Raw genomic sequence first — 21,697 nt, forward strand, 5'->3', positions numbered from 1 at the left:
GTAGTCTGATAAATGTAGGAGAGCGAATGACCTTTCAAACGCAATCAATGGCACTGACAGTCCCACAGGGCGCCAGTAGTCTAGAAGCTTATATCCATTCAGTGACTAGCATCAGCATGCTGGACGCTGAGGCTGAGTATGAGTTGGCCAAGCGTTTACAGGAAACTGGTGATCTACAAGCTGCGAAGCAACTGATTATGTCGCACTTACGTTTTGTAGTGCACGTTGCTAAAGGCTATTCAGGCTATGGTTTGCCACAGGCAGACCTGATCCAAGAAGGCAACATAGGCTTGATGAAAGCGGTTAAACGCTTCGATCCCGATGTTGGCGTGCGTCTAGTGTCTTTTGCTGTGCACTGGATCAAAGCTGAAATTCATGAATATGTGCTTAAAAACTGGCGCATAGTTAAAGTCGCTACCACTAAAGCGCAACGTAAGTTGTTCTTTAACATCCGTAAAGCGAAAAAACGCTTAGGTTGGTTTAGCGATGCAGAAGTCACTATGGTGGCTGAAAATTTAGGTGTATCTAAGGCCGATGTGACCGAAATGGAATCACGTATGGCTGCGCAAGATCCGGCATTTGATTTAACCAATGATCAAGACGAGGAGCATGATTTTGCTCCAGTCCATTATTTGGAAGATCATTCATCGGATTTAGCGGAAAACATTGAAAACGATAATTGGGAATCGAATGCCCAAGGTCGTTTATTATCGGCCATCAAAACCTTAGACGAACGCAGCCAGCATATTCTGCGCGCCCGTTGGTTAGATGACGATAAAACCACACTGCAAGAACTTGCAGAGACTTATCAAGTGTCGGCTGAACGTATTCGCCAACTTGAGAAAAATGCCATGAACAAGCTGAAAGCTTGCATGGAAGCCTAAGTCGCATCACGTTTAAGGTGACAGTGATTTAGCCATAAAAAAACCTGCTACGGCAGGTTTTTTTATGGGTGAAATTTGGCTTGATGACGTTGATGATAAATCAGTGTTTAACAAGATTAGCTATCAAGGCTTTTCTATTTACTTTCAGCCCTGCCTGCTCATGATTTTCTGGCCATACATAATACTGTCTTGGGCGTTTGAAGCGGGCGATTTTGTCGGCGAGGAACAATTCGAGTTCATTGGCAATCGACTCTGTGAGATGAGTTAAACTGCCGCGAATGATGGCGGCAGGGAGATTGCCAAATTGTACATCTGGTATGGCGAAAACGATTGCATCGTCTATTTGTGGGTGCAGTTTAAGCGCGGCTTCGATTTCTTCTGGCTGGATGTTTTCGCCGCCGCAGATAAACATATTATCGACGCGGCCATGAATGCGCAGATTACCATTTTCGTCCCATTCGCCCATGTCTTTGGTGTAAAACCAGCCGTCTTGTTCAACGCACTTTTGTATTCCATCCGCGGTGAGATAGCCCATAAACAGGCATGCGCCGCGCACCAAAATCACACCATCTTCGATTTTAAGCTCACGCTTGGGGAGTAATTTGCCACTGCTGCCGTCGCTAAAAGCGTGACCTGTGGTGATCTGCGAGCCCATTTCTGTCATGCCGTAACTCGTGTAACTGGCGATATTGCGTAGCTTAAGCTCGGCGAGTAAGTCTATCGAGACTGCGCCGCCACCCAGTAATAAGCCTTTGATGCTTTCAAGTTTGCTGCTTGTGTCGGCTAATAACTTGCTCAGTTGTGCTGGCACCAAAGAGAGGTGGGTCAGCTTATCTTGGTCAATTTGCTGACTAAGACTTAGCGCTTGGTCTGGCATAACAACAGTGGCACCGACTAAGGCACAGCGGTTCAATATCGCTAGACCGCCAATATGGAATAATGGCAAGGAGAGCAGCCAAGCACCACCTTGTTCGAGCGGGATTAAGCTGCGGGCCCCTTCGGCATTGGCAATATGGTTGGCTAAGCAATGGACCGCCGCTTTTGGAAAACCGCTAGAACCCGACGTTAAAATCACATTGGCAGGGCGGGTAATATCGACAGGCTGAGCTAGCTCGTTGCTGAGGCGATTAAAATCTAAGGCTAATTGGCTGCAATTCTGCAGATCAGAAATCTCAGCACGCCAAACATAGCGGATCTGATGTTCATCGATTAAACCTTGGATCTGCGCGAGAGGAAAACGAGGTGAGATAGGAAAAAAGATCGCCCCGATATCGATGCAGGCCCAATAGAGGCAAATCATCTCGAGATTATTCAATGAAATGCAGGCGAGTGGCTCACCCTCTGCGATGCCTGCTGCTCTTAGCTGCTGAGCCAGTGCGATAACGCGTTGACTAAGCTCAGAGTAACGAATGTCTTGTCCCGCCAACTTGATGGCCGTCTGCTGTGGAAACGCCAGCGCGGCTTGGTGCACGGGTGACAATGCTAGCGACTGTGATAGGCGGTTGTCAGGCAACTAGTTTTCCTCACGCTTGGCTGCACCCAAATCACTTTGCTGCGTTGAATCAATGGCGTGTTGTGCAACGGGCTCAAGTTGCGCCAGTGAGAGGCAGTGTTTTTTACCCGATGACACGACTAAATCTTGGCTAAAGGCGCTGAGGGTATCGAGTCCTGGGATTTCATCGGGCGTGAGAATCGCGGCTAAATGGGCCAGATCGCTAATGCCTAAACTGCTTTCAAGACTCGAACTGATAATGCAACGCACGCCATAGCTTTGCGCCGTCTCGATTAAGTTAGCTAGCTTTTCAATACTGCCGAGCAGCATAGGTTTGATGACAAGCGCAGTCAGTCCATTTTGCATTGCAAACTGATAATCGGGATCGTTAAGCGATTCATCGAGGGCGTAGGGCATGCCAATCGCTTGATAAAATTCCAGATTATCCTGTGGATTCTGGCAAGGTTCCTCTATGTATTCGATGGTGTCTAGGGGCAAACAAGCGGCAAATTCGATGGCTTGTTCCAGTGTAAACCCTCGGTTTGCGTCTAAACGTAGCTTGAGATCGGGGCGGGTGCGTAAAATGCCATAAATCAGGCTCAGTTCGTCTTCGATTGAGGTCTGCGCGACTTTAACTTTCACCGACTGAACATGCATGCCGAGCGCCGCAACTTTGTTATCGAGCAAGTCTTTGCCCGCATCCGTTGGATGATAAATCAAAGGGACTGTGGCAGTTTGTGGGCGGATAGCATCGAGCTTACCCATTAACTTGGCATGCAACAGACTTAAACCAAAGGCCAAGGAAGGGTAAGGACTTTGCTCGGCGTAATCCAGCAGGGTATCGATATGCAGACCGCAGAGTAGGGGTAATAACTCAGTTAACGCCGTTTGCACTTGAGCCAGTGTTTCGCGGCTAAATCCCACTAAGACTTGTTCATCGATATCTATGCCAGAGAGTGGGGCGATTTCAACTTCGACTTGTCTGTATTCGCCACCAACATTAGCGCTGGCGCAGGCTTGCAATACTAATCCAGCCCTGTGGTCGATGCGTTGCTTGCCTACGGGCAATAATACATCGAGCGGTAGCCGATATTGATACAGGTTAAGCGAAGTTAAGATCATATATTTCCTACATTTTAATTCTGTTATTTACCCAAGCAGCTTAACTATTTTTGTGATTAATGCCTCGGGAGCTGCTTGGTGTATGTTGTGTCCGGCGTCGCTAATACTGTGGACTAGAATAGGTGCGTGTAATTGCCACTCTTGGGCGAGGGCGTGAAACTTGGCATCTTGGCTGCCCGCAAAGAAATGGCATTCACAGGCAAGCTGCGAAGGCACATCCCACATCGATGCTTGGCGCGCAAGTGAAGTGGCTAAGAATATCTCTTTAAGCAGCTGCTTAGGATGCCGATCTAAGACGGCAGATCTCTGCTCAATTAAGGCTTTACGTTTGGTCGCAGTCATGTCGGCAAACACGGGCTGCTGATACCACAAGTTTAAAAAATCTTTGCTAGCCAGATGCAATAAACGCTCGGCCCACTGGGCATCATTCTTGGTTCTGGTCGTTTTTTCTTGCGGGTCTGCGAGCCCCGGATGGCAAGACTCGAGGTTCAAACTTAGCAAGCGCTGCGGATAGGCTTTTGCAAGGTGCAAGGCAATTCGCCCGCCTAAGGAATAACCGTAGAGATGAAACGGTTCGGGACTTGGATTAAGGCTATCGAGCCGCGCTATTATGTTTTCGACGCAAAAGTCGAAATCGAGTTTAGCTTCAGTCGACCCTTCAGCTTGATTATCTCCATGGCCCGGCAGATCTAAGCAAATACAATGGAAGTGCTGGCTTAGCGCAGGCATGAACGGCAACCAGTCGGCCTTAGTACCCAAAAAGCCATGCAGTAGCACTAAGGTCGGTAGTGAAGGATCGCCGTAACGGGCCATGGTTGGCATTAGCTTTGTTTCACCCAAAGGTTGAGCGCGGCGATTTGGTCGCTGGCTTGGTTTTGGCTCACATTGACTTCAATGATCGAAGCCCCCTGAAAATCCAGCGCTTCATTATAACTATCTTGAAAATCGGCTAAATTATCCACTTGATTATAGGGCAAATTAAACATGGCTGCGGCGTAGCCAAATTCTAAGCCGTGGCTGAGTCGATAATAATCACTGCGGACTTGTTCATTGGGAACCGGTAATAAGTTAAAAATATTGCCACCATCGTTATTGAGGATCACGATCACCAGCGGGCTGCTTAAGCCTTTGGCGATGGCCAGCGAGTTAAGATCGTGCAATTGCGATAAATCACCGATGATCAAACTGGTGGGTTTGCCTTCGTGGGCCGCAATGCCGCAAGCGGTGGCGAGCAAGCCGTCAATACCAGAGGCGCCACGGTTGGTATAAGTGGTCGCTGTGCAGCAACTGACAGGGGCGTACATGTCGTACAAGCGTACAGGCAGGCTGTTGCCGATAAAAAGCTGCTGTTCTAAGGGACGAGTGTTGGCGATAGCGCGTATCACCTGCGCTTCACCAAATTCCCCTTGATCTATATTGCGCACAAATAAGTTATGCAATTCATCGTTATAGGTGATTAAGGTATTCGCCCAGTTTGCCGAGGATGAACGATACCAGTTCAAGGCCGCAAACTGCTCTGCATTGGCATGCCAAATGTGCTTCGCATTGTGGCTCGGGTCAAGCCTGTCTTGTTCTGGTAACACCTGCCAATAGCTATGCCAATTTTGCTCGGCGAGATAGCCTATCACCCGTTTTGATAATAAACGGCCGCCAAATACGAGTACGCGATCCGCTTCCTGTAATAGATTGCGTGCCCTTGGATGTTGCAGCAGTTGGTCGATGTTGCCTATTGCCGCGGGATGTTGGCGCAGTTGCGACTGGGCATCGGTAAGCAAAGGCCAGCCAATTTTTTGCGATAACGCGATAAGCTGCTGTGGATCTTGCTCAGGCGTGAGAGTGCCGACAACGATCACGCCTTTACCGTGGACGAACCGCATGATGGCATCGTCACTGGGGCTGCTCAGTTGTTTGCACTTACCATATTGGGTATATGGGCGGGCGAGCTGCAGCCAAGTTTGCAATGGTTTGAGGTAGGGTGATTCGGCATCGAGAATCGCGCCACCGAGTTCACTCGGATACAAGGGCTCACGGTACATGCAGTTGATGTGCACCGGACGAGTTTGATTCGCCACTGCTTCATCCACTGTGGTGAGCAATGCCTGCGGTGCGATATGCATGTCCGGCGTTGGCAAATTAACTTGGGTGGCGTAATTCGCAAAAATCCCCGGTTGGACTATGGCTTGATTGGCACCGCAGCCGAGTAATTCCGGCGGACGATCGCCGCTTAAGACGATCAAAGGCACATGGGTTAGCCAAGCTTCAACAATCGCAGGATACAAGTTGGCGACGGCGGTGCCCGAGGTGGTGATGATAGCGACCGGTGCGCGGCTGGCTTTTGCCAGACCTAAGGCCATAAAGCCGAGTCCACGTTCGTCAAAATGCAGGTGACGCTGGAGTTTAGTTTGCTGGGCGGCGGCGAGGGTTAACGGCGTCGAGCGCGAGCCCGGTGCCATACACACATGTTGCACACCAAGACGTGCTAACTCCTCAAGAATAAGTGCGCCCCAAATAAGATTAAGAGTGGCTGTATTTTCGGTCCGCATAGCTGAATCTATTAGGATAAAGATGGGCTTAGTGTAACGTGTTTATGCTCCAAGATGTATGCTTGGCTTAACAATTCTCGGCGGGTTTGTGTGGGAGCTGAGGTGGAGCCTAAGCTAAGGCAGGGGATGCCTATCACCTCTGTACAGTGGCTAATCTAAGCGTTGCGTAAGCGGCTTTGGGCTAAATAATATGGTCAACAATCTTTTTAATTTGCCCACTTAGCCACACTAAATCATCACTCACTTTGCTTGGCTGATTTTTTTGCACTAAGAAAATGGTTGGCGCTTCAGTATGAGCATATAAACGTTCGGCTTCGTGTTGTGACAGTTGGCATGTGTGCAGCTCAGCCACATCACTCACCATCTCGTAAACCACGCGGTAGGGTAATAACGACAGCGCCTGACTTTCACCTAGGTATTCAAACAAACTTGAAATACTGGTAATGGTAATTTCAGTATTGAGTTTAATGTTGCTCTTCAGGCAAAACTCTTGGTAAGGACTGAGCTTAGAGCTGGGATTACCGAGGTCGGTATTGACGTAGGGATATTCTGCAATCGTCTCTAAAGTAATTTCTCGTTTGAAAATAGGATGATTACGGCTCGCAATAAGGTAAACCTTATCCATGCGTTGCAAAGTGGTCGTCAGGAGTTTATCACCAAAGGCGGCCACATCTGCCGTACTTTTATTACAGCAAATGCCCAGTGTAGTATCGCCGTTAACAATATCTTGGGTCGTGTGCATAGACCAAGGCGTGATATTAATGTGCATCAGCTTCTGTTCATCTTTAATGGCTTGCATTAATGCTTTCGGAAAAGCGTAAGCAATTAAGCCGGGAGCTGCAATTTCTATATGCGTCTTTACTAAGTTAGCATTTGCGGCTCTGGCCTTATGAAACTTATCAGTACATTCAATGGCTTCTTTCGCGATTGGATATAAATGGGTCGCAAACTCATTAGGGAATAGTCCGTATTTACGACGAATGAAAAGTTCATCACCAAAAATTTCCCGTAGATTTTTAAGGCTACGACTTATTTTAGGAGCCGGAATATCAAGGGCCTTAGATACATAAGTTGCAGACTTGTTCTCATATAATGAAACGAGTATTTTCAAACTCAGAATATCCAGGCCATCCATGTTACTAATGTGCATTTTTTATATCCCTCTTATCGAGCAAATACTTTAAAGAACGATTAATTATGGCGTCATTAAATAAATTTAATGTGAAACATATCTCAACTTCAAAACTATAATATCGCAGTCTGCTAGTGTCGTTTTTAGATTTAATGTTTTTTATATTTAAAAATGTGATAAAGATAAATTTGGAATTTTAAAAGGTGAAATTCATTTAATTGAATTTCACATTGGCGATTATCAATTATCTATTTTTACATTCAAGATTTGCGCTAAATGGTAATGAGATCGAATTCTTAACTTGTTGTTTATTATTAAATTGCCATTGTTAAATGTGATCTTGGTCAAAAAAAATAAAACGCTTCACGTTAATACTAAAGTTGCGTTAAAAGAGATAACAAAAAATAAATAGGTTATTGGAGGCGTTATGAATACTTCAGTCATTCTCAGCTATGCGTTTATGTATTTCGTGCTGTTTGTAGCAGTGCCATTTGTTTTTGTCATGTTCGTCATGACCTGCATTAAGTTTTTTAAAGCGGGCCCAGATGAGGCAGAACATCATGAAATGAAACTTAAACCAGTACTGTTCGATAAACAAAGTTTTAACTTTTTTAAATCTTTAAAAACCGTAGTGGAAGGCAAATACGATGTTTGTTGTAATGTCCCGCTAGACACTGTATTTGAAATGGACCAGCATGATGCTGATTTAAATCACGAGTGCCGACTAGACTATGTGTTAATAGATCATGACTCATCTGAAGTGAAAATGGTGATCAGTGATTTTGGTAAAGAACACAACTCGCCAATGAAAAAGCTGTTTAGTAAGTTCAATATCAACTTTATTGAAATGAACCAACATAAACAGTGGGATACACAAAGCCTAAAGCAAGCGTTAGCCGTCTGATCCGACCGTCGGGTTCGGGTAACTCCGAACCCTGACACTCCTCTTCTTCCTTCCCCAAATAAATGTGAGGACTCCCTATGTCCAAAAGACAATGGCTGTGGTCGATTCGCTTGGGTGCAATTGCATTGCTTTTAAGCTTTGGTGCGACAAGTGCCGAGTCGGCCCTTCAAATTAACAGTGACATGAGTTGTATGAAGTGTCACAAACGTAACGGTCAAATGTTAGGGCATCACGGCCAAGATGCGATGAAAATGACCTGTTCAACCTGTCATGGCGAAAAAGGCGACCACCCTAAAAAGCCGAATGATATCGTGGTGTTTGGTCTGAAAGATGGCTCGGAGCTTGATACTCAGCTCGCCGTTTGTCACAAGTGCCATACACAGCGAAAACTGGGTGAAACCGAGTGGACGCATAATGTGCATGCACAAAAAGTGCCCTGTGCCGCCTGTCATAAATTACATAGCCCAACCGAACCTATGGCGGATATGACGCCAAAAGTTCGCAGTGAGCTGTGCCGCAATTGCCATAGTGGCCAGTAGGGGTAGGTTATGGAAAATTCAAAAAGAAGATTTCTAAAAGGCACATGTGCCTTATTTGCTGGCGCTACGGGCGCATCACTGCTCGCCACAGTGAATGCATCTGATAGTGTTAAAGCAGAGTCAGATATTAAATATGCGATGATTCATGATGAAGCTAAGTGTATTGGTTGCCGCGCATGTGAAGTGGCATGTCGTGAAACCAATCAAGTGCCAGAAGGGGTTTCACGGGTCAGGATTGAGCAAACTGGACCGTTCGGTGAGTATCCGAATGAGTATTATCACTTTAGCCGTGTTTCTTGCCAGCATTGTGAAGATGCACCTTGTGTCAACGTCTGCCCAACGGGGGCTGCCTTTATTGATAAAGAAACCGGCATAGTGTCAGTCAATGCGTGGAAATGTGTCGGCTGCCAATATTGTATTGCGGCTTGCCCTTACAAAATTCGTTTTATTAATCCAGTCACCCACGCGGCGGATAAGTGTGATTTCTGCCGTGAGACGAATCTTGCGCAAGGTAAACAGCCTGCCTGCGTTGAGGCTTGTCCAACTAAGGCGTTAGTGTTCGGTAATTTAAAAGATCCGACGTCCGAGTTAGTACAAGTGCTGCGTGCTAATCCAACTCAACGCGCGAAAGTCGCCCTCGGAACGCGACCTAAGTTGTTCCGTATCCTGGCAAAATCCGGGGAGGTGATACTATGAGTGCCCTACATTTTGATACCTTAGTCTGGCATTGGCCGATTGCAATTTACCTGTTTTTAGCGGGTGTATCAGCAGGGGCTATGTTCTTTGCCGTACTGTTGAAACATTTTGTTTTGAAGCAAAACGCCTATCAGTCTGGTTTTATACGTGCCGCCTGTATTGTCGCCCCAGTCGCCGTAATGGCGGGCTTAGGCATATTGGTCGCAGATTTAACTAAACCCCTCGATTTCTGGAAGATTTTGGTGTTCTACAATCCTAAATCTGTGATGTCGATGGGCGTACTGATTCTGCTGATTTACCAAGTGTTTATGTTTATGTGGATTGGGTTAACTTTCCGCAAACCTGTCGATGCTTGGTGTGAATCGCGTTTCCCTATCGTCCTTAAGCTGACGGCTTTGCTAGCTCGGTTTGAGGCGACGATCACGGGATTACTGGTGATTCTATCCTTAGCATTGGGCGCGTATACCGGCTTCTTGTTATCGGCGTTACCTGGTTATCCCATGCTGAAAAATCCTGTGCTGCCTTTACTGTTCTTGGCATCTGGGCTGTCTTCCGGCGCGGCATCTTCTTTACTCGGTGGCGTGTTGATGAATGGCAAACCGAATGACAAAGAGGTGCACTTTATCCACAAGGTTGAAATTCCACTAATTTTAGTCGAAATCGTGCTGATTTTTACCTTCTTTATGGGCTTAGTACTAACAGGTGGACAGAGTAAAATTGCCGCCTTTAATGCTTTAGGTTATGGCTTCTGGGGCTGGATTTTCTGGGTAGGGATTATCGGACTCGGTTTATCAGGCCCGTTAGCGATGAACCTGTTTATGACTACGACGTCGAAACGCAAATGGGCTTATGTAGCAGGGACGGCTTGCTTGAGCTTAATCGGGGTGTTATTGCTACGTAACTTCATACTGTACACAGGACAAATGACGATCGCTTAAGGTGCGAACGCTTCATTCAAGACGAACAAGATGATAATAATCAAGGAAATCGACGGATCGCGGAAACAATGTCAAAGGAAAACATTGTAGATGAGGCCCTTGCGGCGCTGGCTGAGCTCTCAAGGGGTAAGTCTAGTCGCGGTTGGTTGTGTAACAGGGAGGTCGCTGGGCAAGGATGCCATATTTTACACTTCAATATTTTGCCCTGCCTCCAAATGGGCCTCGCCACCTCTATTCCTTAGGGTGGCGTTTCTTGCTTTAGGGCCACTCGATTTAAGTTACTCGCCTAAATTATTAATCCACTCACTCATCACTACATGGGTTTTGATCTTGATGATATCTGTGTGAGTGTCGATATATTCACGGATCTCATGCAGGCGGCGCATTGAGGGTGCATGCACGTACACGAGTAAATCCATATCACCGGAAATACCACGGCAAGTGATCACTTCGGGGATCGCTTGGAATACGTGTACTACGTCGGCGCAACGTGGACATTGATGCTGGATTTCGAAATAAGCCGACACCCCTTCTTTTTGCGACTCACTCAAGAGCACTTGATAGCCACGGATCACCCCAGTCTGTTCGAGTTTTTTAATCCGCTCGGCTACCGCGCTGCGGGAAAGGTTCACTTGTTCGGCAATATTCGACACGCTCTGGCGTGCATCCTGACGCAAACTATGAATGATGGCGGTATCGAATTTATCCAAGGGTGACTCCAGTGAAAATGGCTATATTGGATCTGTGTGCAATTTTGGCATTGGTTTGAATGGCAACAGAATTGACTGAGTATTTGAGCTTATAATTTCACCACACCTTAAGCTGGCCGTCATTTTGATGGAAATAACGCTATTTGCCGTGATTTTGCCGGTATTGGACGTAGAGAACACTGAAATTAACGGCAGATTGTGGGGCAAAATCTCACTATACTGACAGCTCAAATACCACAGAATATTAACAGATGAATTCAAATAGCGGAACTATAGGTCGTTGGCAAGGTGCGGGTCTAATGGCGACCACTTTGCTCGGTACTGGGGTGTTTATTTTGCCTCAGATGACAATTGAAAAAGCGCAATCTGGCGCGCTAGTCGCATGGATATTGCTCACCTTAGCCATTATTCCTGTGGCGCTGGTCTTTGGTCGTTTAGCGAGTGTATTTCCCCATGCCGCTGGCCCCGCTTACTTTGTCGAAAAAGCCTTTGGTCGCACCGCTGGTCGAACAATTGGACTTATCTTTTTACTGGTTGTGCCCATGGGCGCCCCCGCCGCGATTTTGATGACCTTTCAGTTTGTGAATGCCTTAATGCCGATATCGGGTTGGTCCAAGGTCGGTGTTGAAGTATTAGTGATTTTTGGCCTGTTCCTGATTAATTTAAGGGGCATTCAAGTGTCGGCCAAGCTGCAATTTGGCTTAACGCTGTGCATAGTGGCCGTCGTTGTCCTCTTATTTGGCGCAAGCAGTTTTCAGCCCGGGCACCTGACAACACTCGCCAGCCATGGTATGCCTGAAATGCCAACCGTGATGATTGCCGCTGGCATCGCTTTTTGGAGTTTCTTGGGTATAGAAGCGATGACCCATCTGGCCGATGATTTTCGTCGTCCGCAGCAGGATATGATCCCCGCTATGATGATGGGTACTGTGCTGGTGGGCGTCATTTATGTGGCTTGTACACTATTGCTACTGTTAGTGCCGACGGATAAAAGCGTCGCTATGATCGGCGTGTTTGATCAGTTGCTTGGTGGTTACGGCGCGCAAGTGATTGGCGTGTTGGGGATTGCAAGTGGATTGGCAACCGTGAACGTGTATTCGGCCAGTGCGGCACGTTTAGTGTGGAGCTTTAGTTGTGAAGGCATTTTGCCGCGCTTTTTTGCGGTGAAGAATGCCCACGGCGTACCTATTCGCGCGCTGGCTGCACTGTTATCTGTGATGGCGAGCGTGATAGTGCTGACTTATCTTACTGGACAAGAGTTAGAACACCTTATTGCATGGAGCAACGGCGTATTTGTAGTGATCTATTTGATGGCAATGTTAGCGGCCGCGAAGTTATTACCGCGCCATAATTGGCCGCTGGTGGCGCTGGGTTGTGCATTTTGCTTGGCGTTAGGTTTTGCCTTAGGTGCGAGCATGTCCTATGTATTGGTACTGATATTAGTGGTGGCGCCATTTCTGTGGTGGCAAAAGACCCATATCAGCCGCAAACAAGGTTTAGCGATTCCTGAGTAATCCTGAAAAAAGTTCAATCAAAAAGCCCTGAACTCTTTTAATTCGAAAGAGATTGCAGGGCTTTTTTGTGCGTTTTGATTCGTCTGCGGATTAAATTTTTTGATCTAATTTAAAGTCTAACTGCACTTGCTGATTGAGTTGCGCAACGGCTTTGCCTGCATCAAATTTCGGTTTGTACTTCCAATTCTGCACCGCTGATAACGCCGCCTTATCGAAAACACGCTTAGGGTTCGCATCCAATACCCGCACATTACTCACAGTGCCGTCGGCCGTAATATCAAACCCCACAACCACATAACCTTCTTTACCACTTTGCGCCGCATCTATGGGATAACGAGGCGACACTTGCACAACTGGCAGAGCTTCGGCTGTCATCGCAGATTGTGTATAGAGGGTGGTTTGCGTTGGCATTTCGGGCATGAATGTCTCAGGAGTAAAAGTTAACGACTCGCTGTTTTCACCGGGGACACTCACACGCTCCCGCGCAGGAATGGGCTTTGGTGGTTCGGGCTTAGTTTTTTCTTTTGGCGGTATCGGCGTGCGTTCTGCCATCAGTATATTGATTTGCGGCGCATCCGAGGCTTGTCCTGCGACAGTTTGTGGATTGTTGATGAGCTGCGCCATAAAGACGAACAGCCCTAAGGTGATTAAAGCACTAGCTAAGATAAGACCAGTGCGGCTAACGAGTGCGTTTTGGCTCATATTGCTTCCTTACAGTGAGTTAATGGCCTTTTATCAATATCACTCTTTACTGAATTTTTGAAATATTTATTTACAATTTAACTAAGATTGCGCCTTTAGCGTTAAGGGTTCAACTCCGCTTTAGCTTAACGTCAGCCTGCGTAGCGCTTTGTTGATCTCGGAGCAGGATAGAATCGCGTGTGATTAAATTAAGTTAAATCGAGAGGTAAACCTTAAGTCTGATGACCACCATGCTTTGTTGCCGAAGGACCGCACATTACTGATATTTAATGTATCTCGGTGAGCGAGGCGATAACTTGTGTTCTATATTTTGATCATTCATATAGAAGGAGCATAAAAATGGATTCAGCTGCGTTACTCAATCGAGTGGATGAATTACCCAGGTTACCCAAGGCGATCAGTGAGCTATTAGACGCAGTCAATGACGACAATGCGACAGTAAAAAGTATTGCCACTAAGGTTGCACACGATCCCTTAATCAGCGCTAGGGTATTACGCCTTGCTAACTGTGCTCACTACGGACGCAGTCGAGAGGTGGGCACGATCGACGAAGCCGTGGTGCGTCTTGGGATGCAAACCCTGCGTACCTTAGTGCTTGCATCGGCTGTAATTGGCGCGGTTCCTAAGTGTGAAGGAATCGACTTAGCCCAATTTTGGGGACAAACCTTTGAGATTGCCCTTTATAGCCAAGAAATGGCGAAACGTTGTGGTGCTATGCCTGAAGAAGCATTTACCTGCGGTATCTTGCATCGAATTGGCGACTTACTCATTGCGGCCGTGTCACCTGAAGATGCGGCGAAAATAGCTGAAGCTGTGGCTCAGGGTAAAGATAAGCATGAGTTTGAACGTGAGTTGCTTGGATATGACTCACCCGATATTGGCGCACTGCTGGCTAAAAATTGGAAATTCACCACAGCGCTGGTAGAAGGTATTTTATATCAAGATCACCCTAAGGATTCGGACCCATTTTCAAAACTTGCCGCATTATTATGCCTATCTTACAAAGTGTTGGATGAGTGGGACACGATTGAGGATGATGAGAAAACCAGTTGGTTATCTCAGTTAGCCACCAAGAAAGGATTAAGGATGGAGATGGGGGGATTGCGGACTAAGTTGACTGAGTTACGCGGCTCAGGGTTCGAAATCGGTAGAGCCTTAGCTTAGGGTTTAAGTGAGTTGGGTTTAAGTCAATCGCGCGGCAGGACAAATCATTTTTAGTCAAAGGCGATATCAATAGAGTCTTGAGACTATAGCGTGAATGTGAAACGAGATAGCGTTTTGCATTCACGCTTTTTTATGCGACGGATTAATCGATTGGTACTTTGATTTAACCGTGGAATTACTGAGGCGCTTGATCAGTATGTCGATTGGCGGCGATGGCAAGATTGCGCATTTGAATTAACTCACTGTGTTTGAGGTACAGCAAATCAGCGGTGCGACGAATGATTTGGTCTTCATATTGGGATAACTGTCCATCGGCATAGGCCAGTTGCCACATCGCGAGCAATAATTGCTGCTTTTGCGCTAGGCTAAATTCAGCGTTAATGGCTGAGGTAAATTCAAACAGTGAGGTCGCGCTACCTTGCACGTTTTTAGCCTCATTAATCAGTGATTTAGCGTCAGCTTCTGACATTGATAGCGTCTCTGTCAGTAGCTTAGGCAATAAGGCTTCTTCCTCAGCCGTTAAGGTATCATCGGCAAACACCACTTCAAGCAACATGCTCGCTGCGGCGAGTTTAAGTTGATGCGCCTTGTCTTCAGGGGAGACTGCTTGCGTATGTGCTTCAAAGAATCGTCTTAACTTCGCAATCATATTTGGCGGTTCTCATGTTGGGGGGAATATAAGGTAGAGTCGATTGAGGGGCGAAAGTTCACCCTAAGCACTGAGTTGCTTAGGGTGAGATAAAACGGGATTACAGTAGCGAGTTCAGACCTTTCATCAGTAAGTCAGAGGTGCCTTCAGTGCCATTGGTTTCTAAGTAAGACTTAGCTATGTTGATCATTGGCATCGCCAGATCTTTAGAAATACCCAATTTTTCAAAGGCGTCTAACACCATAGCACTGCCTTGCAGTGATGAGCCTAAATTACCCGCCTTGGATAACAAGCCAGAAACGCCTGATGTTGAGTCCAATTTAGGTGCTGCCGCTAACAAGCTATCGGCATTAGGAATGCTGGCAGCCAGTTTTGAATAGTCGGTTGTCCCTAGGCTTGATTGCGCTAAGCCTAATAAACTGCCTAAGCCACCTTCGGCTTGAGTTTGGTTTAAACCTAATTGTGACATGACGCTGCCAACCAAATCATTTGACTGAGTTGCTGTCGCCGTCGTGGCCGCTTTTTCAGTTTTGGCTTGAGTTCCGGCCAAGTTATCTAACCATCCTGCACTGGCTGGCGCCGCTAAAATACAAGTGCCGAGGAAGATCGAGAGGGTAAGAGTGTGTTTCATATGGAAGCGTCCTTTGATGGTTTGCGCATGTGTTCGCGGGACAGTTTAGCGGGTTTGCAACTTTTGTTGCAGTAGTTTTCTGTGATTTACGATTCACACTGGTGATTTCTGCTGTGCATTGCTTCGGGATTTTCGGTATCCTTAGCGCAATTCTAAGTGTTAATTCATTTCAATTATTTGGAAAGTCGCATGTCACTGTCCGCAATTTTGTCAGAAGCCTATAACTTCTTCCGTAATCATCTGGCGCAACTCGCTATGCTGACGATTCCATTACTTTTGATCCAAGTAGGGATCCAGTTGTGGCTTGGCGTAGAGATGAGTAAAGTCGATCTTGAAAATCCACAGTTTGGCGCACCACACATGGTCGCCATGATGCTGTTACTGCTCACCTTTTCGGTATTAATCGCCGCCCTGACACTGTTTTTAGAACTGCGTTCTCAAGGGCATAGTCCTTCTGCCGGCATGGTGCTGAAGGCCAGTTTACCTTTCGTTCCACCACTATTATTAGCTGGGGTGTTTTCTGGTTTAGCGATTTTAGCGCCAGTGATGCTGTTTGCTGCCTTTGGTCCTGTGTGGCTGGTGGGGTTGGTTATTAGCTTTTATCTCTTCGCCCGTTTGGCCTATGTGAACTTTATGGTCGTGGTTGAGCGTTTAACACCGCTGGAAGCCATCAAGGGCAGTTTTAGCTTTAGTGGCCCTATCGTGTTGAAAACTATTGCACTATTAATGCTATATCTGCCTCTTTCTGTGGTGGGTAATCTGCTGTCAGGTGCCGCCGCTATGGGCGGATTACCGCTGCAAATGCTATCGGATACCTTTATGTCTTTCATTGGTTTATTCGTTAACGTGGCTTTGTTCCGTTTATATATGGTGTCGAAAAAACCAAGCGTCGAGTAATGTAAACTCAATTCAGCCTGAAGGAATCACTCATGGGGACGAAAACAGTCATTAAGGATAGTGAGTTTATCCAAGATTTTTCGGCTTCCTTGAGTGATGACTATCTCAAAGCGAAAAGCTATGTGCAGGATGTGCCGACTCAGTCGCTACTGCACATTCGCAGCTTTACCCACAAGCTTACTGAGTTACTGGGACAAGATAAGCAAATCGCGTTCTCGAGTCCGAATCTATACGACAGGATCGAGCAACTAAATCAGCAGCGTGTTATTGATGTTAAGACGACCCGCGCCCTGCATCGATTGCGGGCCGACGGTAACCGCGGCGCCCATCCTGAAAAATATCACCTGACTCAAGCGCAATTGCTCGCGCTGGCGCAAAAATCTATTAAAGATGTTTTGGCGCTAGTCGAGCACTTGTATCCCAAGGTTAAAGGCCAAGTCGCACCTGATTATCGTTATGAAGCGTCTGATGCCATGACCGCGAAGGATTTATGCTACCGCGCTGTAATGGAAGATGACGCCGAAGCCCAGTATCTAGTGGGAATATCCTTTAAGACCAAGGCCCTGATACTGAAAGAGCAAGAGCTGCAACAAGATCAAGAGTTTGCCACTTCAGCTGAAGCCACATCTAATCCAGAATCTTCTGGCGTTTCACCTCTTACTTCCCATATTAGCGCCGCTGACAGTTTTGCCCGTGCCGCCTATTGGTTTGCCCTTGCGGCGCCTCGGCATATGGAAGCGTTACATGAGCACGGTGTGGCCTTGATCCACGGTTATCAAGGTGTGCCAGAGGTGGCGAAAGGTGAGCAGCTTATTGCGACGGCGGCCGAGGCGGGTGTCGTTAATGCGATGGCGTTATTGGGATATTTTTATCTTGTCGGCAGTGAGTCGTTTCAACCCGATAGCAAGTTAGCGCAGCAATACTTACAGCGCGCAGCGGAGGGTGAGCAAACCGAAGCGATGGCGAACTTGGGGGTGCTGCATTATCAGCAAAAAAATATAACCCAAGCCTATCATTTTATAAGTAAAGCCGCACAAGCGGGTTATCCCCACGCCCAGTATCATTTGGCATTAATGCTCGCCAATGGTGAGGGTTGTACTCGAGATATGATTGCCAGCGAGTATTGGATGGCAGAAGCTGCCGAGCAAGGGCAACTCGATGCTATGCTGACGCGGGCACAGCATATGCTCAATGACGATAATGCCTTTGGGAGTGATTTGACTCAGGCTGAGGATTATCTGCGTCAAGTGATCAAATATGGTCACAGTGTGCCTGCGATGATCGAGCTGAGTATGGCATTGGCCGACGGTATGTTAGGGCGAGTTGATGTTGTGGGAGCCGCCGCTTTGCTGAAGCTGGCGCGACAACATGCCAATAAAAAAGAGGCTGATATTATCGAGCCTCTTTGGCGTTCTCTTGCATTACAGATTGAAAATGTACTTAAAGTCACTCAAGATCCCGCGGAAATTCATAGCCTTAATCGCGCACAGACATTACTCGCTTAAGGGGAGTATGCTATCGCTGCTAGTGTTCATCCTCTTTATGCTCAAAAGTTCGCCCTTGATAGCGCGTTGCATTCGTTTCCCTAACAATTGTCTCTGAACCATAAACTTGGCTCTGTGGCTCTTCTGCAGCATGGGCATGTTGCTTGGCGTTTGCCTGTGCTTGATTAAATTTAGCCAACTGACGTGCTATGTAAAAACGGCTAAACAGGACTAAACAACCGAGCGCAATAGCGCCAAATAAAAGCACGAAGGGCAATAAAAATAGCGATAAACAGATCAGACTAACGCTAAGCGCCATGGCTAACCAAGCCCGTGGGCCAGAAATTCGGGTCTGCAGCGGGCTCTGTTGGAACTGGTGATAAATCATAAGAACTCCTCGATAGGCAGTGGACATTTAGTGTGCAATAGCGAGTGTGTCTAGGTCACGTTAATCTTGATTAATTTACTTTATTTTACCTCTGATGCTATTGAGCTGTTACGTATCATCTTGAGATGTGATCTCAAGGTCGCCCATGTTGTTCATCGAATAACAGTCGGTTAATTATATGTTTTAACAAGAATCTTTTTGATGTAAATCTGAGCAACTTCTTTGCGAACTGTACAGAGTATGAGAAAATTCAGTTCAGATTAAGCTGCAGTTTTAACTCAGTTAGCCGCCTTATTACATTGGATGTAAATGTTTGTTCAACTCGCTCAGACACCCTCTTATTTCACTGCTTTGTTAATAAATTAGACGCCAACATGAACTCATATTCGCTCAAGCAAAAAATTCTGTTCTCCGTCGTGGTAGCCCTTTCACTAGTGATTGGTTTGTTGTCATGGCAAAGTTATTCCAGCCAAAAGTCCCAGCTGTTACAAAACAGCCTAGAACAAGTGCAACGCTTAGGTGAGCAGCAGGCAGAGCGTATTCAAGAATGGTTGGCTGGCCGCCAAGATATTATGGGGGCACTGGCGAGTAAAGTTGAGGGTGATAGCCTAAATACATTACAACAAGCACAAGCGTCGGGCCGTTTCCAGTTAACTTATTTTGGGAGCCAAGCGGGGCAAATGCTGGATTCTGATCCGAGTATAGACCGAACGGGCTATGATCCCCGTAGCCGCCCTTGGTATCAACAAGCCACCAGTGAGCGCGGTCTTATTTTGACAAAACCATACGTGGATGTGGCATATAACATTCTGGTTGTGACTATGGCGCAGCCTACCGCGCAAGGTGTTGTCGGTGGTGACTTATCTATCGCCAGCCTAGTGGACGGTGTTAATCGGATGAAGTTACCGGCCAACGGTTATGCCATCATGATGCACAAAGACGGCACGGTTATCGCTTATAAAGATCAAGCTAAGACGATGAAACCTATAGGTGATATCGACAATGAGCTGAATCGTAACTTGCCTGAACAGAGTCGTGCATCTGGTACTCTGTTACCTATGTATTTTGAAAATGAAGGACGCGACAAGTTAGTTTGGAGCGTTGATATTCCTAATACAGATTGGGAATTAGTGTTAGTGCTTGATAAGGAAACGCTAGAAGCGCCACTCACGAGCCTGTTACTTACTCAGCTGGGGCTATCGGCACTCGTATTGCTCTTGAGTGTGTTAGCGATTTCTTGGTTAGTTGGCATGTTACTGGGCCCGTTGAGCCGAGTATCGCAGGCACTGGCGCGTATCGCCGATGGTAACGGTGATTTAACTCAGCGTATTTCTGTCGATACTCAAGATGAAGTGGGCGTACTTGCCGACAGCTTTAACCGTTTTGTCGGTAGTCAACATCAGTTGATCAGTCATATCCGTCAGTTAGCGAATGAATTAGATGCTGATGCTGAACGTAGTCTTACCACCACGCAAACCTCGGTGGCTGAACTGCAACGTCAGCAACAGGAAGTGGCTATGGTCGCGACCGCAGTAACTGAAATGGCGAGTGCGACCAATGAGATTGCGGCCAATGCTGAAAACACGGCGACGGCCGCTCAACAATCTGCAGCCAGCAGTTTACAGGGTAAAGAGTTAGTCAATAAAACCCGTAACTCGATTAATTCGTTGGCCGATGAAGTCACTCAAGCGACCGATGTCATTGGGGATTTGAGCCGTCATGCTCAATCAATTTCAAGCATTCTAGCAACGATTCAAGGGATTGCAGAGCAAACCAACTTATTAGCGCTTAACGCGGCTATTGAAGCGGCGCGTGCTGGTGAGCAGGGCCGTGGTTTTGCCGTGGTCGCGGATGAAGTGCGCGTGCTATCGCGCCGTACTCAAGATTCGACTCAAGAAGTGCATACCACGATTGAAACACTGCAACGCACAACCGCCAGAGCCGTCAGCTTGATGGAAAGCAGCCAAGCATTAGCGGGTCACAGTGTTGAAGATGCGAATGCAGCGGCAAAAGCCCTTGAAGAGATTACACAAGCGGTCAACGTGATTTCAGATATGGCAGGCCAAATTGCGACTGCAGCGGAAGAGCAGACTCAAGTGACGGGTGAAATCACCCAAAATACGGTTGCGATTAAAGATGTGACCGATGAGATTACCGCCTCGGCCATGGCTGATTTGGCACAGGCGCGAGACTTAAAAGCCCGCGCTAACGATCTTAATGCACAGGTCGCGACCTTTATTCTGTAGCCACTATTTGTAGCGCTTTACTTTGATAAGAGCCCGATAACGCCTTTGCTTTATCGGGCTTTTTATTAGTGGAGATTTGGTATTAAAGCATTTCTGCGGGAGTAAATAGCTTAGCGACACTCTGACAAATCGTTTCTCTAATCCATTTATGCCCTTGATCTTCATCATTTCTTTGATGCCATAACAACACATAGGCCATGGGCATAAATTCGAAGGGTAAGGGCAGTAGTTTAAGCGGATAGAGCTGGCAGGCGTGCCTTGCAAAGCTTGAGGGCAGAGTGAAGATTAAATCGCTGTGGGCGCACACACTGGCGGCACCGTAAAAGTCGGGTACTGTCGTACTGATCCGGCGTCGATGGCCGAGATCGGCAAGAAAGTAATCCAGTGCCCACCAATCGCTGCCTTCACAGCGAACCTGCACATGGGCCATGTCGAGGTAGAGTGGGAGATTCCATTGGCCTGAAGTGAGCGCCGCCATCAGCGGGTGGTCTTCACGGACTAAACACACTTGTTGATCGGTAAACAGTGTTTGATAGGCAATCCCTTCGGGCAGGCGATCCACCTGAAAATCGGACAATGGATGCAAGTCCCGCCCTGAAATACCAAAGTCAATTTGCCCTTGTTGTAAATCCTGCATCGATTTTTCGGTCCAGACATAGGAGTCAAGTTTGACGTTGGGCGCCGTGGTCAGCATAGGGCCAATAAAATACGGGATTAAGGTTTCATAGGCGCTTTCCACCATGGCAAAGGAGAATTGTCGATTGCTACTGGCGGGATTGAAGGTCGGAGGCTGGGTGAGTTGATATAAGTCTTGCAAAATATTCGGCAGTTTTTGCCCAAGAATTAGGGCGTGCGCCGTCGGTTTTAAGCCGTGGGCCGTGCGCTGAAATAGGGGATCATCTAAGGTTTCTCTGAGCCGATTTAAGCTCTTACTGAGGGCTGACTGGCTTATATGTAATCGGCTGGCGGCGCGAGTCACGCTTTGCTCTTCTAGCAGAACTTTGAGTATGACCAGCAAGTTAAGATCGATTCTGGCTAAGTTGTCGATATTCACAGATATTC

21 protein-coding genes are annotated in these 21,697 nt (G+C 47.0%); 10 read left to right on the forward strand and 11 right to left on the reverse strand.

From position 1 onward, the window contains the following. Positions 1-26 precede the first annotated feature (26 nt). The gene (gene rpoH / locus Q4Q46_RS05945) at positions 27-884 is read left to right on the forward strand and encodes an RNA polymerase sigma factor RpoH (protein WP_006079635.1); all 858 of its coding nucleotides are present in this window, start codon (positions 27-29) and stop codon (positions 882-884) included. 100 nt (positions 885-984) lie between these two features. On the opposite strand, the gene menE is transcribed toward rpoH, so the two are convergent. The 5 genes from menE to Q4Q46_RS05970 form a co-directional block, all read right to left on the reverse strand. Further along, positions 985-2,397, reverse strand: a complete 1,413-nt coding sequence (gene menE / locus Q4Q46_RS05950) for an o-succinylbenzoate--CoA ligase (protein WP_311905494.1) — start codon at positions 2,395-2,397, stop codon at positions 985-987. Beyond that, the gene (gene menC, locus Q4Q46_RS05955) at positions 2,398-3,498 is read right to left on the reverse strand and encodes an o-succinylbenzoate synthase (protein WP_311905495.1); all 1,101 of its coding nucleotides are present in this window, start codon (positions 3,496-3,498) and stop codon (positions 2,398-2,400) included. 27 nt (positions 3,499-3,525) lie between these two features. After that, positions 3,526-4,320: a 2-succinyl-6-hydroxy-2,4-cyclohexadiene-1-carboxylate synthase gene (gene menH, locus Q4Q46_RS05960; RefSeq protein ID WP_311905496.1), complete on the reverse strand. Its 795-nt coding sequence runs from the start codon at positions 4,318-4,320 to the stop codon at positions 3,526-3,528. Then, positions 4,320-6,041 (reverse strand): 2-succinyl-5-enolpyruvyl-6-hydroxy-3-cyclohexene-1-carboxylic-acid synthase, encoded by a 1,722-nt coding sequence (menD, locus tag Q4Q46_RS05965; protein ID WP_311905497.1) that lies wholly within the window; start codon positions 6,039-6,041, stop codon positions 4,320-4,322. Before menD ends, menH begins: the two co-directional genes overlap by 1 nt. A gap of 181 nt (positions 6,042-6,222) precedes the next feature. Continuing rightward, positions 6,223-7,191 carry a LysR family transcriptional regulator gene (locus Q4Q46_RS05970; protein WP_220591423.1) on the reverse strand — a complete coding sequence of 323 codons (969 nt, stop codon included), beginning with the start codon at positions 7,189-7,191 and terminating at the stop codon, positions 6,223-6,225. A gap of 409 nt (positions 7,192-7,600) precedes the next feature. On the opposite strand from Q4Q46_RS05970, the gene Q4Q46_RS05975 reads away from it, so the two are divergent. The 4 genes from Q4Q46_RS05975 to nrfD all read left to right on the forward strand — a co-directional run bounded on the left by Q4Q46_RS05975 (position 7,601) and on the right by nrfD (position 10,250). Then, complete coding sequence (locus Q4Q46_RS05975; RefSeq protein WP_006079641.1) at positions 7,601-8,077, forward strand: DUF2726 domain-containing protein; 477 nt, start codon at positions 7,601-7,603, stop codon at positions 8,075-8,077. Positions 8,078-8,154: 77 nt separating this feature from the next. Then, entirely contained in the window at positions 8,155-8,616 is a 462-nt protein-coding gene (locus Q4Q46_RS05980) for a nitrite reductase (protein ID WP_107402906.1), read from the forward strand. A 9-nt stretch (positions 8,617-8,625) separates the two neighbouring features. Continuing rightward, positions 8,626-9,312, forward strand: coding sequence for a 4Fe-4S dicluster domain-containing protein (locus Q4Q46_RS05985; protein WP_220591421.1), 687 nt, complete (start codon positions 8,626-8,628; stop codon positions 9,310-9,312). After that, complete coding sequence (nrfD, locus tag Q4Q46_RS05990) at positions 9,309-10,250, forward strand: cytochrome c nitrite reductase subunit NrfD (protein ID WP_311905498.1); 942 nt, start codon at positions 9,309-9,311, stop codon at positions 10,248-10,250. The genes Q4Q46_RS05985 and nrfD overlap by 4 nt, the downstream gene beginning before the upstream one ends. Positions 10,251-10,528: 278 nt before the next feature. Here the strand turns inward: nrfD and Q4Q46_RS05995 are convergent, their stop codons facing one another. Then, positions 10,529-10,960, reverse strand: a complete 432-nt coding sequence (locus tag Q4Q46_RS05995; protein WP_006079646.1) for an Lrp/AsnC family transcriptional regulator — start codon at positions 10,958-10,960, stop codon at positions 10,529-10,531. Positions 10,961-11,211: 251 nt separating this feature from the next. On the opposite strand from Q4Q46_RS05995, the gene yjeH reads away from it, so the two are divergent. Then, complete coding sequence (yjeH, locus tag Q4Q46_RS06000; RefSeq protein WP_006079647.1) at positions 11,212-12,474, forward strand: L-methionine/branched-chain amino acid transporter; 1,263 nt, start codon at positions 11,212-11,214, stop codon at positions 12,472-12,474. A 90-nt stretch (positions 12,475-12,564) separates the two neighbouring features. Here yjeH and Q4Q46_RS06005 read toward each other — a convergent pair whose 3' ends face one another. Then, a complete protein-coding gene (locus Q4Q46_RS06005; RefSeq protein WP_259483594.1) occupies positions 12,565-13,176 on the reverse strand; it encodes an energy transducer TonB in 612 nt (203 codons plus the stop codon). Between the two features lie 339 nt (positions 13,177-13,515). On the opposite strand from Q4Q46_RS06005, the gene Q4Q46_RS06010 reads away from it, so the two are divergent. Further along, on the forward strand, positions 13,516-14,340 hold the full coding sequence (locus Q4Q46_RS06010) for an HDOD domain-containing protein (protein WP_220591419.1): 825 nt from the start codon (positions 13,516-13,518) through the stop codon (positions 14,338-14,340). A gap of 175 nt (positions 14,341-14,515) precedes the next feature. On the opposite strand, the gene Q4Q46_RS06015 is transcribed toward Q4Q46_RS06010, so the two are convergent. Together Q4Q46_RS06015 and Q4Q46_RS06020 are read right to left on the reverse strand one after the other, a co-directional pair. Further along, positions 14,516-14,989, reverse strand: a complete 474-nt coding sequence (locus Q4Q46_RS06015) for a tellurite resistance TerB family protein (protein WP_311905499.1) — start codon at positions 14,987-14,989, stop codon at positions 14,516-14,518. Between the two features lie 100 nt (positions 14,990-15,089). Continuing rightward, complete coding sequence (locus tag Q4Q46_RS06020; protein WP_006079651.1) at positions 15,090-15,620, reverse strand: DUF2780 domain-containing protein; 531 nt, start codon at positions 15,618-15,620, stop codon at positions 15,090-15,092. Positions 15,621-15,809: 189 nt separating this feature from the next. Between Q4Q46_RS06020 and Q4Q46_RS06025 the strand changes: the two genes are divergently transcribed. Next, positions 15,810-16,517 (forward strand): hypothetical protein, encoded by a 708-nt coding sequence (locus Q4Q46_RS06025; RefSeq protein WP_106649058.1) that lies wholly within the window; start codon positions 15,810-15,812, stop codon positions 16,515-16,517. Positions 16,518-16,549: 32 nt separating this feature from the next. Then, positions 16,550-18,022, forward strand: a complete 1,473-nt coding sequence (locus tag Q4Q46_RS06030; RefSeq protein WP_311905500.1) for a DUF4145 domain-containing protein — start codon at positions 16,550-16,552, stop codon at positions 18,020-18,022. Between the two features lie 19 nt (positions 18,023-18,041). Here the strand turns inward: Q4Q46_RS06030 and Q4Q46_RS06035 are convergent, their stop codons facing one another. Beyond that, positions 18,042-18,389 carry a hypothetical protein gene (locus Q4Q46_RS06035; protein WP_311905501.1) on the reverse strand — a complete coding sequence of 116 codons (348 nt, stop codon included), beginning with the start codon at positions 18,387-18,389 and terminating at the stop codon, positions 18,042-18,044. Between the two features lie 374 nt (positions 18,390-18,763). On the opposite strand from Q4Q46_RS06035, the gene Q4Q46_RS06040 reads away from it, so the two are divergent. Next, positions 18,764-20,635, forward strand: coding sequence for a methyl-accepting chemotaxis protein (locus Q4Q46_RS06040; RefSeq protein ID WP_311905502.1), 1,872 nt, complete (start codon positions 18,764-18,766; stop codon positions 20,633-20,635). A gap of 82 nt (positions 20,636-20,717) precedes the next feature. Here Q4Q46_RS06040 and Q4Q46_RS06045 read toward each other — a convergent pair whose 3' ends face one another. Further along, on the reverse strand, positions 20,718-21,689 hold the full coding sequence (locus Q4Q46_RS06045) for a LysR family transcriptional regulator (protein ID WP_259521218.1): 972 nt from the start codon (positions 21,687-21,689) through the stop codon (positions 20,718-20,720). Positions 21,690-21,697: the final 8 nt, after the last annotated feature.

Source organism: Shewanella vaxholmensis, from assembly GCF_031932135.1.
GTDB classification, from domain to species: Bacteria; Pseudomonadota; Gammaproteobacteria; order Enterobacterales; family Shewanellaceae; genus Shewanella; species Shewanella hafniensis.

Coding starts and splice junctions, on each gene's coding strand:
- menC (WP_311905495.1), bottom strand. CDS start 3,498: ATGATCTTAACTTCGCTTAACCTGTATCAATATCGGCTACCGCTCGAT.
- yjeH (WP_006079647.1), top strand. CDS start 11,212: ATGAATTCAAATAGCGGAACTATAGGTCGTTGGCAAGGTGCGGGTCTA.
- Q4Q46_RS06015 (WP_311905499.1), bottom strand. CDS start 14,989: ATGATTGCGAAGTTAAGACGATTCTTTGAAGCACATACGCAAGCAGTC.
- Q4Q46_RS05975 (WP_006079641.1), top strand. CDS start 7,601: ATGAATACTTCAGTCATTCTCAGCTATGCGTTTATGTATTTCGTGCTG.
- rpoH (WP_006079635.1), top strand. CDS start 27: ATGACCTTTCAAACGCAATCAATGGCACTGACAGTCCCACAGGGCGCC.
- Q4Q46_RS06010 (WP_220591419.1), top strand. CDS start 13,516: ATGGATTCAGCTGCGTTACTCAATCGAGTGGATGAATTACCCAGGTTA.
- Q4Q46_RS05985 (WP_220591421.1), top strand. CDS start 8,626: ATGGAAAATTCAAAAAGAAGATTTCTAAAAGGCACATGTGCCTTATTT.
- Q4Q46_RS06025 (WP_106649058.1), top strand. CDS start 15,810: ATGTCACTGTCCGCAATTTTGTCAGAAGCCTATAACTTCTTCCGTAAT.
- Q4Q46_RS06020 (WP_006079651.1), bottom strand. CDS start 15,620: ATGAAACACACTCTTACCCTCTCGATCTTCCTCGGCACTTGTATTTTA.
- Q4Q46_RS05980 (WP_107402906.1), top strand. CDS start 8,155: ATGTCCAAAAGACAATGGCTGTGGTCGATTCGCTTGGGTGCAATTGCA.
- Q4Q46_RS05970 (WP_220591423.1), bottom strand. CDS start 7,191: ATGCACATTAGTAACATGGATGGCCTGGATATTCTGAGTTTGAAAATA.
- nrfD (WP_311905498.1), top strand. CDS start 9,309: ATGAGTGCCCTACATTTTGATACCTTAGTCTGGCATTGGCCGATTGCA.
- menH (WP_311905496.1), bottom strand. CDS start 4,320: ATGCCAACCATGGCCCGTTACGGCGATCCTTCACTACCGACCTTAGTG.
- Q4Q46_RS06040 (WP_311905502.1), top strand. CDS start 18,764: ATGAACTCATATTCGCTCAAGCAAAAAATTCTGTTCTCCGTCGTGGTA.
- menD (WP_311905497.1), bottom strand. CDS start 6,041: ATGCGGACCGAAAATACAGCCACTCTTAATCTTATTTGGGGCGCACTT.
- Q4Q46_RS06035 (WP_311905501.1), bottom strand. CDS start 18,389: ATGATTTATCACCAGTTCCAACAGAGCCCGCTGCAGACCCGAATTTCT.
- Q4Q46_RS06030 (WP_311905500.1), top strand. CDS start 16,550: ATGGGGACGAAAACAGTCATTAAGGATAGTGAGTTTATCCAAGATTTT.
- Q4Q46_RS06005 (WP_259483594.1), bottom strand. CDS start 13,176: ATGAGCCAAAACGCACTCGTTAGCCGCACTGGTCTTATCTTAGCTAGT.